The organism is Streptomyces sp. NPDC042346, assembly GCF_055581845.1.
Window position 1 is genome coordinate 289809 of sequence record NZ_JBVJEH010000009.1, and the last position, 12604, is coordinate 302412.

The 12604-nt window shown below is 72.7% G+C and carries 13 protein-coding genes; 9 read left to right on the plus strand and 4 right to left on the minus strand.

The annotated features are described in order from the left end of the window. Nucleotides 1-47 precede the first annotated feature (47 nt). Nucleotides 48-1106, minus strand: coding sequence for a DUF7847 domain-containing protein (locus ACZ6K0_RS31180; protein ID WP_469228146.1), 1059 nt, complete (start codon nt 1104-1106; stop codon nt 48-50). 62 nt (nt 1107-1168) lie between these two features. Here ACZ6K0_RS31180 and ACZ6K0_RS31185 point away from each other — a divergent pair, with 62 nt between their 5' ends. The 4 genes from ACZ6K0_RS31185 to ACZ6K0_RS31200 all read left to right on the plus strand — a co-directional run bounded on the left by ACZ6K0_RS31185 (nt 1169) and on the right by ACZ6K0_RS31200 (nt 3416). After that, nucleotides 1169-1489 (plus strand): DMT family transporter, encoded by a 321-nt coding sequence (locus tag ACZ6K0_RS31185; protein ID WP_329624136.1) that lies wholly within the window; start codon nt 1169-1171, stop codon nt 1487-1489. Continuing rightward, nucleotides 1489-2091 (plus strand): TetR/AcrR family transcriptional regulator, encoded by a 603-nt coding sequence (locus ACZ6K0_RS31190; protein ID WP_469228143.1) that lies wholly within the window; start codon nt 1489-1491, stop codon nt 2089-2091. The genes ACZ6K0_RS31185 and ACZ6K0_RS31190 overlap by 1 nt, the downstream gene beginning before the upstream one ends. Nucleotides 2092-2135: 44 nt before the next feature. Further along, complete coding sequence (gene dapD, locus ACZ6K0_RS31195; RefSeq protein ID WP_469228141.1) at nt 2136-3119, plus strand: 2,3,4,5-tetrahydropyridine-2,6-dicarboxylate N-succinyltransferase; 984 nt, start codon at nt 2136-2138, stop codon at nt 3117-3119. A 78-nt stretch (nt 3120-3197) separates the two neighbouring features. Beyond that, complete coding sequence (locus ACZ6K0_RS31200; protein WP_055644201.1) at nt 3198-3416, plus strand: hypothetical protein; 219 nt, start codon at nt 3198-3200, stop codon at nt 3414-3416. On the opposite strand, the gene dapA is transcribed toward ACZ6K0_RS31200, so the two are convergent. Beyond that, nucleotides 3395-4288, minus strand: coding sequence for a 4-hydroxy-tetrahydrodipicolinate synthase (dapA, locus tag ACZ6K0_RS31205; RefSeq protein ID WP_376394923.1), 894 nt, complete (start codon nt 4286-4288; stop codon nt 3395-3397). The genes ACZ6K0_RS31200 and dapA overlap by 22 nt on opposite strands. A gap of 135 nt (nt 4289-4423) precedes the next feature. On the opposite strand from dapA, the gene ACZ6K0_RS31210 reads away from it, so the two are divergent. Next, nucleotides 4424-5176 (plus strand): SDR family NAD(P)-dependent oxidoreductase, encoded by a 753-nt coding sequence (locus ACZ6K0_RS31210; RefSeq protein ID WP_469228139.1) that lies wholly within the window; start codon nt 4424-4426, stop codon nt 5174-5176. A 21-nt stretch (nt 5177-5197) separates the two neighbouring features. Here ACZ6K0_RS31210 and ACZ6K0_RS31215 read toward each other — a convergent pair whose 3' ends face one another. Then, complete coding sequence (locus ACZ6K0_RS31215) at nt 5198-5656, minus strand: GNAT family N-acetyltransferase (protein WP_376394916.1); 459 nt, start codon at nt 5654-5656, stop codon at nt 5198-5200. Nucleotides 5657-5754: 98 nt separating this feature from the next. Here ACZ6K0_RS31215 and ACZ6K0_RS31220 point away from each other — a divergent pair, with 98 nt between their 5' ends. Then, nucleotides 5755-6468, plus strand: a complete 714-nt coding sequence (locus tag ACZ6K0_RS31220) for an antibiotic biosynthesis monooxygenase (protein ID WP_469228137.1) — start codon at nt 5755-5757, stop codon at nt 6466-6468. Between the two features lie 54 nt (nt 6469-6522). Here ACZ6K0_RS31220 and ACZ6K0_RS31225 read toward each other — a convergent pair whose 3' ends face one another. Continuing rightward, a complete protein-coding gene (locus ACZ6K0_RS31225; protein ID WP_469228135.1) occupies nt 6523-8361 on the minus strand; it encodes an endonuclease/exonuclease/phosphatase family protein in 1839 nt (612 codons plus the stop codon). A 216-nt stretch (nt 8362-8577) separates the two neighbouring features. On the opposite strand from ACZ6K0_RS31225, the gene ACZ6K0_RS31230 reads away from it, so the two are divergent. The 3 genes from ACZ6K0_RS31230 (at nt 8578) to ACZ6K0_RS31240 (ending at nt 12584) form a co-directional block, all read left to right on the plus strand. Further along, nucleotides 8578-10089: a hypothetical protein gene (locus ACZ6K0_RS31230; RefSeq protein WP_469228133.1), complete on the plus strand. Its 1512-nt coding sequence runs from the start codon at nt 8578-8580 to the stop codon at nt 10087-10089. 247 nt (nt 10090-10336) lie between these two features. Next, the gene (locus tag ACZ6K0_RS31235) at nt 10337-11782 is read left to right on the plus strand and encodes an alkaline phosphatase PhoX (protein ID WP_469228131.1); all 1446 of its coding nucleotides are present in this window, start codon (nt 10337-10339) and stop codon (nt 11780-11782) included. Between the two features lie 52 nt (nt 11783-11834). Beyond that, nucleotides 11835-12584 carry a GntR family transcriptional regulator gene (locus ACZ6K0_RS31240; protein ID WP_376394901.1) on the plus strand — a complete coding sequence of 250 codons (750 nt, stop codon included), beginning with the start codon at nt 11835-11837 and terminating at the stop codon, nt 12582-12584. Nucleotides 12585-12604: the final 20 nt, after the last annotated feature.

The following is a 12604-nucleotide window of genomic DNA, read 5'->3' on the forward strand; positions in this document are numbered from 1 at the left end:
GCCGTTTCGCATGTCCGGACACCCGGCCGCGGGGATCCGGGAAGCCGTTAGTACAGGCCGGCGGAGCGGGCCAGGTCCGGGGCCAGGTTCTCCTTGCGGATGCGCAGGTCGACGTAGAGCAGGGCCGTCACCATCGGGGGAAAGACGGAGACGACCAGCTGGCTGACGATCTGTCCGGCGAGCAGGAACGCGATGACCACGGCGGAGGCGGCGATCATCGCGCTCGGGTCGTCGCCGGAGAAGTCGATGGCCGCCATCGGCGCCGACGCCACCAGCGAGAGGACCTGCTGGATGATCCAGCCGACGAAGCTGGTCGCCACCGCCACGAGCAGCAGGATGCCGAACGCGCGCCACCAGGTACCGCGGACGAGGGCCGAGGAGCGGCGCATCGAGGCGATCGCGCCCTGGCCCTCCATCACCGCGGCCGCCGGGGCCAGGCTGAACTTCACCCAGATCCAGAGCGCGAGCGGGGTGACGAGCAGCGCCAGGAGGAAGGCCAGGGCGGGCACGAGGATCCAGTTGCCGTCCGCGAGGCCGCTCGAGGTGTTCGAGGCCGCGAACAGGGCCAGGAGCATGCCGACGAAGCCCACGACGAGGAGCGCGAAGGGGATCACCAGGGCGAGGCTCGTCAGGAACACGGTGCCGAGGACGGCCGGCATCCGGGACCAGGCGCGGCGCCAGAGCGCGCGGAAGGTGACCGGGCGGCCGAGGACGGCTTCCTGGATCACGGCCGGGCAGGCCGCCGCCATCAGGGCGTTGGCGCAGAGGAGCGCGAGCAGGGCGGCGATCCAGACGCAGACGAAGGCGACGATCATCGGCCGGACGTCGTCCCACGCCGGTTCCTGACCCGTGGGCAGGTCGAACACGGCGTCGAAGAGGTCGCCCACGGCGGCGAACGCGATGCCGATCGCCGCGACGACGAACAGGAGCGTCGTGCCGTAGACGGCGGCGGTGAAACCGAGCAGCTGCTTCCAGTGGCGCCCGAAGGCGGAGAAGGTGCCGGAGAGGATCGCGCCGAGGGTGAGCGGTGCCAGGGGTATGACCCCGGGTCTCGGGGGCGGAGGCGGGTAGCCGTAGCCGTAAGGCGGCGCTGGGGGAAACGTCATGCCGGATACCGTAGCGGTCGCCGATGTGTACGCCCGTACGCATGATGTGTACTCTCGTACACATGGGTTACGGACTGCTGGCGGGCGCCATCGTGGCGGAAATCCTCGCCACCACCTCGATGAAGTACAGCGACGGCTTCTCCAAGCTCTGGCCCTCGCTGATCACCGGCGCGGGCTACCTGATCGCCTTCGCGCTCCTCGCGCAGGCCCTCAAGACCCTCCAGGTCGGCACCGCGTACGCCATCTGGTCCGGGGTCGGCACCGCCGCCGTCGCCACGATCGGCATCCTCTTCCTCGGCGAGACCCTCAGCCTCGCCAAGATCGCCGGGATCGTCCTCATCGTCGCCGGGGTCGCCGTCCTCCAGCTCGGCGGCGCGCACTGATGGCCCGCGCCCGCCGCCACGACCCCGAGCGGCGCGAGCGGATCGTCGGCGCGGCCCTCCGGGTCGTCGGGCGGTCCGGCATCGCCGGGCTGAGCCACCGCACGGTGGCGGCCGAGGCGGACGTGCCGCTCGGCTCCACCACGTACCACTTCGCCTCCCTCGACGAACTCCTCGTCGCCGCGCTCCGCCAGGCCAACGAGGGCTTCGGGCGGCAGCTCCGCGAAAGCCCCGCCCTGGCCGAGCCCGACGCCCCCCTCGCCGCCCCCCTCGCCCGGCTCCTCGGGGAGTGGATGGGCGGCGAACGCACCGGCGTGGAGCTGGAGTACGAGCTCTACCTCGCGGCCCTGCGCCGCCCCGCCCTGCGCCCGGTCGCCGCCGAATGGACCGAGGCCGTCGTCGCCACGCTCGCCGCCCGGACCGATCCCGCCACCGCGCGCGCCGTGGTCGCCCTCATGGACGGCATCTGCCTCCAGGTGCTGCTCACCGACGGCACGTACGACGAGGAACACGCGCGCGAGATGCTGGCGCGGGTCCTGAACGAAGCACCCAAGGCACCGGTCCGGGACTCGTCGGAACCGCCGACGCGCTCGACCGACACCTGAGACCGGTTGGCCCGCGCGGGGGCCCGACCGTTAGGTTTTCCGTCATGACCACTGCTCCTCGCACCACCGGCGCCGTCGCCGCCGGCCTCGCCACCATCGCCGGTGACGGCTCCGTTCTCGACACCTGGTTCCCCGCCCCCGAGCTGACCGACGCGCCCGGCCCCGCCGGCACCGAGCGGCTCACCCCCGAAGAGGCCGTGAACGCCCTCGGCGACGGGGCCGCCAAGGCCCTCGGCGTGGACGCCCGCCGCGGCGTCGAGGTGGTCGCCGTCCGTACCGTCATCTCCTCGCTCGACGACAAGCCGCTCGACGCGCACGACGCCTACCTGCGCCTGCACCTGCTCAGCCACCGGCTCGTCAAGCCGCACGGCCAGAGCCTGGACGGCGTCTTCGGCCTCCTCACCAACGTCGCCTGGACCTCGCTCGGCCCGGTCGCCGTGGACGACATCGAGAAGGTGCGGCTCAATGCCCGCGCCGAGGGCCTGCACCTCGCCGTGACCAGCATCGACAAGTTCCCGCGCATGACCGACTACGTCGTGCCCGCCGGGGTCCGCATCGCCGACGCCGACCGTGTGCGCCTCGGCGCCCACCTCGCCGCCGGTACCACCGTCATGCACGAGGGCTTCGTCAACTTCAACGCCGGCACCCTCGGCACCTCGATGGTCGAGGGCCGGATCTCCGCCGGCGTCGTCGTCGGCAACGGCTCCGACATCGGCGGCGGCGCCTCCACCATGGGCACCCTCTCCGGCGGCGGCAACGTCGTCATCTCGATCGGCGAGCGCTGCCTGATCGGTGCCGAGGCGGGCGTCGGCATCGCCCTCGGTGACGAGTGCGTCGTCGAGGCCGGCCTGTACGTCACGGCCGGCACCCGGGTCACCATGCCCGACGGCCAGGTCGTCAAGGCCCGTGAGCTCTCCGGCGGCTCGAACATCCTCTTCCGCCGCAACTCGGTCACCGGCGCCGTCGAGGCCCGCCCGAACAACGCGGTCTGGGGCGGACTGAACGAGATCCTCCACAGCCACAACTGATGTGGTGACTCTGCGTTAACAGGGCGCGCGCCCGGCAGGGCGCGGAGTCACTGGACGCAGACAAGGCGAGGAGTCGACATGAGGACGAAGCCCACGGTCGCCGGAGTGCTCACGGCGGTGGCGGTGCTGCTGCCGGCCGGCACGGCCCAGGCGGACGAGACGCACACGCACAACGGCCCGACCGTCACGAACGGCCCCAGTCTCTCGCTCCACACCGGGCAGATCGACGACCCGCTGGAGGACGTCCTGGAGCACGCCGCGATCCTCGGCCGGACCTACACGACCGACTCCGCCTGAGCTCCTCGCAGCAGCGCTTCGAGCGCACCCCGCAGCCCGTCGACCGTCTCCCGGTCGGCGGGCTGCAGCGGTTCCCGCACCGGTCCGCCGAGCAGCGCCTTGGCGGTCACCGTGCCGGGCAGCCCCGAGGCCATCATCAGCTCGGCGAGCGGCAGCGTCAGGGCGTTGAGGCGGGCGGCCTCGGCGGTGTCCCCGGCGTCGAAGGCGTCGAGGACCGCGCGCAGCTGACGGGGGGCCACGTTCGCCACCGTACTGACGTAGCCGGCGCCGCCGACCGCGTACAGCGGGAGGTTCAGCTCCTCGCAGCCCGAGTAGTACGCCAGCCCGGTCTCCGCGATCAGCCGGGCCGCGGCCAGGAAGTCGTACGAGCAGTCCTTCACCGCGACGATCCGCGGGTGCTCGGCGAGCCGCCGCATCGTCGCCGGTTCGACGCGCGTGCCGGTGCGGCCGGGGATGTCGTAGACCATCACCGGCAGCTCCGTCGCGTCCGCGACCTTCAGGAAGTGCGCCTCGACGGCCGCCTGCGGAGGGCGGCTGTAGTACGGGGTGACGACGAGCAGTCCGTCGGCGCCCGCCTTCTCGGCCTGGCGGGCCAGCTCCGCGGTGTGCCGGGTGTCGGCGGTGCCGATGCCCGTGAGGACCGACGGGACCGGGCCGATCGCCGCCCGGACGGCGGAGACGAGCGCGGCCTTCTCGGCGTCGGTGGTGGTCGGCGACTCGCCGGTGGTGCCGTTGAGGACCAGGCCGTCGCAGCCCTCCGCGACGAGACGGGCGGCCAGCTCGCCCGCCCGGTCGAGGTCGAGCGTGCCGGCGGGGGAGAAGGGCGTGACCATCGCGCAGAGCGCGCGGCCGAAAGGACGTTCAGTGCTCATCAGGGAAGTCTGTGCGCAACGGACGGTGAAGGTCCACTTAGATCTGCTTGGTTCGAGCGATAAGCGCTACTGAAGGGTGGTGCCGGTCTGACATGATCGGCGGGCGCGACAGGGGGACATGGAGAACACCACAGCATGAGCTCACACCGCACGACCGAAGAGCGCGTCGCGCTCGTCACCGGCTCGTCCTCGGGGATCGGGGCCGCCGTCGCCCGCCGCCTCGCCGAGGCCGGCATCCGGGTCGTCGTCAACTCCGCCCGGTCCGTCGAGGCCGGGGAACGCCTCGCCGCCGAACTGCCCGGCGCCGTCTACCTCCGGGCGGACGTCTCCGACGAGACCCAGGCCAAGGAGCTCGTCGAGCGGACCGTGGAGCGCCTCGGCCGCCTCGACCTCCTCGTCAACTGCGCGGGCACCACCCGCTTCATCCCGCACGACGACCTCGAAGCCGCCTCGCCCGACGTGTGGCGGCACCTCTACGACGTCAACGTCATCGGCGTCTGGCAGACCGTCACCGCCGCCGTCCCGCACCTGCGGAAGACCCGCGGCAGCGTCGTGACGATCTCCTCCCAGGCCGGCGTCCGGCCGGGCGGCAGCTCCATCCCGTACGCGGTCTCCAAGGCCGCCGTCAACCACATGACGAAGCTCCTCGCCAAGGCCCTCGGCCCCGACGTCCGGGTCAACGCGGTCGCGCCCGGCCTCATCGACACCCCTTGGTTCGACGGGGTCGACGGCGCGGACGAGGCCAAGGAGCACGTCGCGGGCGTCGTCCCGCTGCGCCGCGTCGGCCGCCCCGAGGACATCGCGCAGGCCGTCTTCGACCTGGCCCACGCCTCGTACATCACGGGCGAGGTGCTCCTCGTGGACGGCGGCGGGCACCTGCTCGGCTAGTCGGGCTCCGCGCGGTCGACGTCAGAAGCGCAGCTTGAACCCGTCGTGGCTGCGCGCGAAACCCAGCGAGGCGTAGAAGCGGTGGGCCTCCGTCCGCCGCTTGTCGCTGGTCAGCTGGACGAGCGCGCAGCCGCGTGCGCGGGCCCGCGCCACGGCCCCCTCCATCAGCCCCCGCCCGAGACCGCCGCCCCGCCGGTCGGCCCTGATCCGTACCGCCTCGATCAGGGCCCGCTCGGCGCCGCCCTTGCCGAGCCCGGGGATGTACGTGATCTGGAGGCAGCCCACGACGAGTTCGCCGTCCACGAGGACCAGCATCTCGTTGCGCGCATCGGCCTCGATGTCGGCGAAGGCCCGCTCGTACGCCTCGGTGACGACGACCGAGGCGGGGTCCACGACCGTGTCCTCGTCGGCCAGGAGCGCGAGGACGGCGGGAAGTTCGGCACGGGTCGCGGGGCGCAGGGTCAGGTCGCGAAGAATCATGGCGCGAAGTCTCGCACGGGAACGGGGGTTGACCTCAACCAAGGTTGAGGGACGACGGTGGAGTCATCCGAGGAACCCCCGAGGAACAGGAGACCCCCATGAACGCCGTCGCCCACCCCGATGCCCGCCCCGACCTCCACCGCCCCGGAGTCGGCGCCGTCCTCGTCAGCACCTGGCGGGTCGGCACCCCCGAGCGCCAGCGCGCGGCCGTCGACGCCATCCGCAGGACCTGGGAGAGCAGGGAATGGCCCGACCTCGGGCTGCTCTCGTACAGCGTCTACGCCGGGACCGACGGGGACACGCTGCTGCACTACTCGCAGTGGACCGCCGAGCAGGCCTACGAGGACTTCCTCCGCACCTACCGCGACGACCGGAACGCCGAGATCGACGCCGCCGTGCCCGGCATCGAGCGGGTGGAGCTCCGCCGTTACGCGCCGATCCACCGCTCCGCCGTCCGCGACGGGTCGGGCACGGGGCAGCTGCCCGGGATCGTCGTGGTCGTCGAGGCCGACTTCGGAGGGCCCGAGGCGGGGAGCCGGGAGGACTGGGTGGACACCGTGTTCACCGCCATGGACGAGGACACGACGATGCGGCCGGGGTCCGGCGGAACCAGCGTCCAGTTCCATCTGTCCACCGACGGCGGCCGGGTCCTGAACTACGCCGAGTGGGAGAGCGAGCGGGCCCATGTGGAGTGGCTGGCGGACGACGCCCGGCTGGGCGAGGCCTGGACGCGGGTGCGCCACTACCCGGCGCTCGTGGGCGGCCGGGTGAAGCGGTACACGCCCGCGCTCAGCCTGAGCGCGGGCGTGTGACACGGCCGGACGGCCCGGAGCGGCTCGTCGCCGCCCCCGGGCCGCCCCGGGTGACTACGGGCGGAAGCGGACGACCTGCGGGTCGTGGTCGCTGTCCTGGTCGGCGAACTCCGCGTTGATGTGGACGCTGTCGTACACGAAGTGGTGCACGCCCGGGCTCGTCAGGATCTGGTCGAGGACCTGGCTGTTGCCCTGGTACACGTACGAGTACCGCTCGGAGCGCGGCAGCGACTTCACGGCCGGGTACAGCGCGCCGCCGTCCGTCAGCGCCTGCGTCGTGCCGGAGAACTCGAAGTCGTTGATGTCGCCGACGACGAGGACGTCCGCCTGCTTCTCCAGGGCGACGATGTCCTTCACGAAGGCGTTGACGGCCTGCGCCTGGAGCAGTCGCTTCGCCTCGGAGGAACGGTTCGGCGGCTGGTGGTGCGAGACGATGGACTCGTCCCCGCCCTTCGAACCGAAGTGGTTGGCGATCACGAAGACCGTGCGGCCACGGAAGACGAACTCGCCCGCGAGCGGCTTCCGGCTGCTCTCCCAGGCGGTGTTCGCCGGGTCGATGCGGCCGGGGGAGAGGGTCAGCGCGGCGCGGCCCTTCTCGCCCGTCACGGCGGTGCCGGTGACGGCGTCGCCGCCCGCGCGGTCCGTGAAGGAGACCCGCGCGGGGTTGAAGAGGAAGACCTGGCGGATGTTGCCGCCGGGCTCGCCGCCGTCCTTGTTGTTCTGCGGGTCGACGGAGCGCCACTCGTACGCGGGGCCGCCGGCCGCGACGATCGCGTCCGTGAACTTCTTGACCGTCTGGTCGGCGGCGACCGTACCGTCGTTCTTGGCGCCGTTGTTGTCCTGGATCTCCTCCAGGGCGAGGATGTCGGGCGACGCGAGGTTGTCGACGACCGCCTTCGCGAGGGCGTCGAACTTCTCCTGCGGGTCGCTCGGGTCGAGGTTCTCGACGTTGTACGTCGCCACGGCCAGCTCGTTCTTGTGCTGCTTGTCCGTGGTCTCGCGCTCCAGGCCGCGGTCCTCGACCGTGCCGAGGGTCCGCGCGGTCAGCGTGTAGCCGCCGAACTGGTTGAAGTCGAGCGGGCCCTCGGTCGTGCCCGTCAGCCGGTCGCCCACGTTCGCCTTCGGGAAGGGCTGCTGGGCGAGCGGGGTCAGCGACTGGATCTGGAGCCGGCCGGTGTTCTGGGACTCGTACGAGCCGTAGACCGTGCCGCCGCGCCAGTTGCGGTTCTCGAACGGCTTCACCGTCACCCACAGCTCCGCGTACGGGTCGGTGGCGCCGACCACCCGCGAGGAGCCGATCCGGACGTTGGTGCCCTCCAGGGACTCGTAGTAGTCCAGGGCGTACGTCTCCGGGTCCAGCGGCAGACCGTTGATCGAGCCGGCGGCGGCCGGGTCGCCCTTCGGGGCGTACGCGTCGGGGACGGACCAAGCGGAGATCGTCACCGGGGCCGGGACCGGGTTGCCCTGCGAGACCACCGTGACGACCGGCTTGGAGAGCTGCGTCAGCGACTGGTTGCCGGAGGTCAGGCCGCCCGGGACGTACTCGGTGACCGTGCCGTTCAGGCTGACCGCGTCGCCGACGGCGACGGTCGGGACCGAGCTGGTGAAGACGAACAGGCCCTCGCTGGTGGCCGGGTCGGCGTCGGCCTCGGGGTCCTGGATCCAGAAGCCGCGCGAGCCGTACGTGCGGACGCCCGTGACGATGCCCGTGACACCGGTGACCTGCTTGCCCACGAGGGGGGAGACGCGGGTGGTGCCCTGGATGTCGTGGATGCGGACGCCGGCGGCGCTGTCCTCGGTGGCGGCGCTCGCCGAACCGGCGAGGAGGCCGGCGGCGAGAGCGGCGGCGACGACGGCCGAGATGGAGGCGTATCTCGGTATGGAGGAAGGCATCAGGGCTCCGGAGGGTGCTTGGAGGAACGGCAGATGAATCTACGCGCGTCAATCTCTTGTGAGAGTGGGGAACTTGTCAAGAGTCGACGGGTGTACGAAGGCTGACGGATCCGTGAACCGGCGGACGCCCTCCCGGATGCGTCTACGCTGAGTACCGCTCTTTCCCCGCAGTCCCCCACCCCCGTCCCACCCGTACGCGTCGAGGAGACACCCCACATGTCAGCGGAGCAGCCCACCCTTCCCCCCGTTCGGCTTCCCGCGGACGCGGAGCTGGCGCGGGACGCCCTGGCCGCGCCCCTCCTCGCCCGCGCCGTGCGGCTCGCCCGCTGGGCCGGGCCCGAGACGCGGGTCGGCGCGGGCGGCGAGCTCGTCGACGCGCAACTCCCGGACGCCGTCGAGGTCCTGGGCCTCACCGTCGACGCCGACGGCACGGACGGGGCCGGCGGCGGCTCCTTCGCGGACACCGAGGCCTTCGAGGAGGCCGTCGAGGAGGCCGAGATCCTGGCGGCCGACGCCTGGCGGCTCGCCGTCGACACCGGCCTCGTGACCGTCGAGGACGGCGCGGACGACGAGACTCCTGGCGGGGCGGGGCCCGGCGAGAACCTGGCGCTGATCACCGGCGGTTCGCCGCAGGACGTCCTCGCGATCTGGCTGGACGGCTTCGACGCCGTCTTCGCGGACGCCGTCGTGCCCGTCCTCGACGACCTGGAGACCCTCGTCGGCGAGGACGGCGAGATCGACCTGGAGTCGCTGGACTGGGACCCCGAGATGGAGGGCGAGTTCCTGGAGGGCGTGCTCGGCAACCTCTACCTGCTGACCGTCAGCGAGGGCGGACCCGGCGACGGGCCCGTACCGCTGCCCGCGCTCGCCGCGTCGATGGTCGTCCCCGACGACATGGGCGAACCGACCGACGACGTGCTGGAGCAGGTCTCGGACGCGATGATGCGGCTCGACGAGCAGTTCCGCCTCCTGGAGGCGATCGGGCTCGTCGAGTACCAGCCCGTCGACGAGGCCCTGATGGCCGAGGAGGGTGAGGAGCCCGCCGCGCCGGTCGACGACGAGGACGTCTCGCGGTACGGCATGGTCCGGCTCACCACGCTCGGGCTCTACGGCGTCCGGGCCCGGATGCTCGACGCCGGTGTCGACGCGCCCGCCGTGGGCGACCTCGCCGACAAGGGCGCCGACGCGCTCCTCGGCGGGATCGCCGGCTACCCGGAGGCCGCCGCGCGCGCCGAGACCACCGCGTGGCTCTCCGGCCGCGACGTGGTGACCGCGGCGCGGGAGCTGCTGCACGCGGCCCGGGGCGCGGACGCGGGCTCGCCGCTCCGCCGCCTCCACTGCCAGCAGGCGCTCTCGCTCGTGGGCGCGGAGGCGGAGCCCGCGGTCCGGGAGGTCCTGGACGACGCGGAGCTCGGCGGCCTGGCGCGGGTCTGGCTCGCGGAGCGAGGCGCGGCGGACGTGCCCGCGCCCTCGGAGACGATGATCTTCTGGCTGGCGATCGACACGATCGCGGCGCAGCTCGACTCGGACGGCGACCTGGAGGAGCTCCAGGAGCTGATCGAGGGGCTCACGGGCCGGCACAGCGGCTTCTTCGAGGCGGCCTGGCGGGTGGAACACCCGGCGACGGCCGAGGTCCTGGAGGCGATGGGCCGGCTGCACCGCGACAAGACGGCGGCGAAGGAGGCCCGCAAGTCGGCCTTCAAGGCCCGCTCGCGGTCGGGTTCCTGAGCTCGCTGGCCGGGTGGCCGGGTGGCCGGGTGGCCCGGTGACCCGGTGACCCGGTGACCTGGTGGCCGGGTGGAGCCGGTGGGCCGGTGGCCCGGTGGGTCCGTTGGCCCGGATCCGGTGATCTCCCTCGGCTGGTTCTCGCTCGTGTGGCGCCCGGCGGGCGTTCCCGCGGTGTTTAGCTCGTGTTCGCGGGGGCACGGGAGGGTGGCCCCGCGAGATCCGGCCGTCACAGGGAGACCCGTACACCATGCCTCTCCACCGCAGGGAGTTCACGAAGCAGTCCGCCGTCGCCGGTGCGGGGCTCGTCCTCACCGGCGTCGTCGGCGCTCTCGCCACGGCGCCCGAGGCGCTGGCCTCCGACGAGCCGGAGGTGTACGGAGCGGGGCACGGCGAGGGACACGGGCACGCACACGGGCACGTGCTCGGCTACGGGCCGCTCGTCGCCGACCCCGAGGGGATCCTCGCCCTGCCCGCCGGGTTCTCGTACCGCGTCGTCACGCACAGCGGTGTCACGCGCCTGGAGAGCGGCGAGTTCACGCCGAACAACCACGACGGCACCGCGGCCTTCGCCGGCCCGCGCGGCACCACGTACCTGGTCAACAACCACGAGCTCTACGGCCCCCGCGCGAACTGGCCCCACCCCGTCCCGCTCACCGAGGGCCTCGTCTACGACCCGACCGCCCCCGGCGGCTGCACCGTCGTCGAGGTGCACCGGGACGGCACCGTCGCCGAGTGGGTCGGACTCGCCGGCACCTCCACCAACTGCGCGGGCGGCAGCACCGCCTGGGGCACGTGGCTGACCGGCGAGGAGAACTCCGACCTCGCGGGCGTCAACGGCATGACCAAGGACCACGGCTACGTCTTCGAGGTCGACCCGCACGACCGGCGCGCCAACCTCGACCCCAAGCCGATCAAGGCCTTCGGCCGCTACGACCACGAGGCCGTCGTCATCGACCCCAAGCGCGGCCACGCCTACCTCACCGAGGACGCCGCGCTGCCCTTCGGCCTGTTCTTCCGCTGGGTGCCGCCGAAGGGCTTCGAGCACGGGCGCGGACAGCTCCGTACGCTCGCCGACGACGCCGGTGTGCTCCAGGCCTTCAAGTGCACGGACTCCGGGGGCCGTTTCGTCGAGGACCTGTCCCAGGCCACCCGCATCGGCACGGTCTACGGTGTGGACTGGGTCGACGTCCCCGACCGCGACGCCCGCACCGTCGCCGTCCGCCGGCAGTTCGGCCCCGGCCAGGTCACCCGCGGCTGCAAGCTGGAGGGCATGTGGTGGGCCGACGGCGGTGCGTACGTCGTCTCCTCCTTCGCGCGCGAGGAGTGGAGCCCCGGCCCCTCGCACGACGGCCAGGTCTGGTTCTACGACCCCCGGCGCCGCACCCTCACCCTGAAGGTGCTGCTCGGCGTGAACCCGGCGCCCGGTGAGGACGGCGTCTACGACGGCCCCGACAACATCACCGTCTCCCCGTACGGCGGGATCGTCATCGCCGAGGACGGCCGGGGCGTGCAGCACCTCTTCGGCGCCACCGACTCCGGCCGGACGTACCCGATCGCCCGGAACGAGCTCAACGACGGCGAGTTCACCGGGGTCTGCTTCTCGCCCGACGGCGGCACGCTGTTCGCCAACATCCAGACTCCGGGCATCATGGTCGCGATCACCGGCCCCTGGCGCCGCCAGCCCCGCCGCTGAACCCCTCTGACCCCTGGTCAGGTCCATGGGCTGACATCTAACATGTCAGCCCATGGACGCACTGCGGCCCGTGGGCCGGACCCTTCTGCGCGACCGGGCTTACGAGGCACTGCGCGAGGCCATCGTGCGCGGCGACCTCGCCGCCGGCGCCTCCCTGAAGGACGCCGACCTCGCCGACCGCCTCGGGCTCTCCCGCGCACCCGTGCGCGAGGCCCTGGCCCGGCTCTGCGACGAGGGCCTCGTCGAGACCAAGCCGCAGAGCTACACCCGGGTCACCCGCCCGGTCAGCCGGGTCGTCCGCGACGCCGCCTCCGTCGTGCGCGTGATGCACGAACTCGCCGCCCGCACCGGCGTACCGCTGCTCGGCCCCGAGGGCGTCCGGGCCATGCGCGAGGCCAACGAGCGCTTCGCGGCGGCCGTCCGCGCCTCCGACGTCGAGGCCGCCCTCCGCGCCGACGACGAGCTCCACCAGGTCCTCGTCGTCGCCAGCGGCAACCACGCGATCGCCGCCACCATCGCGCGCTACACCCCACTCATCCGCCGCGTCGAGCGGCGGCTCTTCGGCGACTCCGGCAGCTGCGGATCGGCCGAGCTGCACGCCCGGCTGATCGACGCCTGTGCGAGCGGGGACGCGGAGGCGGCGGTCCGGATCACCACCGAGATCTGGGCGGCGCTCGAACAGCTCGCGGACGAGGCCGTCGAGGTGGCCGAGGTCACCGGCATCCCGGCCCCTCAGGCCCCTCAGTCACCTCAGGCCCCGCGGGCCCCTCAGGCTCCCCAGGTTCCTCAGGACACCCTCTAACAGCCTCACCCACCGGGAGC